This is a genomic window from Pseudomonas sp. 2822-17, from assembly GCF_002742485.1.
Taxonomy (GTDB): Bacteria; Pseudomonadota; Gammaproteobacteria; order Pseudomonadales; family Pseudomonadaceae; genus Aquipseudomonas; species Aquipseudomonas cyclaminis.
This window is the reverse complement of record NZ_LJRZ01000792.1, coordinates 1-265: the sequence shown is the minus strand read 5'-3', so window position 1 is coordinate 265 and position 265 is coordinate 1. Positions and strand designations below refer to the sequence as shown.

1 protein-coding gene is annotated in these 265 nt (G+C 39.2%); it reads right to left on the bottom strand.

Annotated features, from left to right (window positions below; genetic code table 11):
* A partial coding sequence (locus tag AOA60_RS28800) for a ferrochelatase (RefSeq protein WP_178075428.1) occupies window positions 1-265 on the bottom strand: 265 nt, incomplete at both ends.

Here is a 265-nt window from a genome sequence, read left to right as displayed (position 1 = left end):
TTTCACATCTGCTTTAGCGGCAATTAATGCAGCAGTTTTCTCTAATTGTTCAGGATATGGGTCCCCCACTTGTAAAATACGCTCTGGCAAACTATGTGCTAAGAATACTACTACGTGGTTTTCTCTTTCAGTTGTATTCAACTTTTCACGTGTCTGTTTAATTTGATGTGCCCAATAAGCTATGAACTTTGGTTCGTCATACCAGCTATCAACACTTTGAATCTTTGGTCCATCAATACTTTCTGCTTCTTCCTTTGCTCTGCCA